The following is a 477-nucleotide window of genomic DNA, read 5'->3' on the forward strand; positions in this document are numbered from 1 at the left end:
CGTCCGGACGCGGTGGTGGGGCATTCACAGGGCGAGATCGCCGCCGCGGTGGTGGCGGGCGCGCTGTCACTGGAGGACGGTGCACGGGTGGTCGCCCTGAGAAGCCGGGCGATCACGGCACTGACGGGCCGTGGGGGCATGGTGTCGGTACCACTGCCGGCGGACGAGGTACGCACCCTGTTGCCGGAGGGCGTGTCAGTGGCGGCGGTGAACGGTCCGTCGTCCGTGGTGGTAGCAGGTGACCCCGCCGGCCTGGAGACCGTGCTGGCATCGGTGGAACGGGCCCGGCCGGTCCCAGTCGACTACGCCTCACACTCGACGCACGTGGAGGAGATCCGCGAGGAGATCCTGGACGTGCTCGCGCCGGTGTCCCCGCGGACGGCCTCGGTGCCCTTCTTCTCCACGGTGGACGCGCAGTGGGCGGACGGTGCGGGTCTCGATGCCGGGTACTGGTACCGCAACCTGCGCCGGACCGTG

General features: G+C 71.7%; 1 protein-coding gene. It reads left to right on the top strand.

Annotated elements, in window-relative coordinates:
- Positions 1 to 477, top strand: a 477-nt coding sequence (locus KUM32_RS35485; RefSeq protein WP_217146046.1) for an acyltransferase domain-containing protein, incomplete at both ends; no start/stop codon positions are given.

It is taken from the genome of Streptomyces sp. AC627_RSS907 (genome assembly GCF_019049165.1).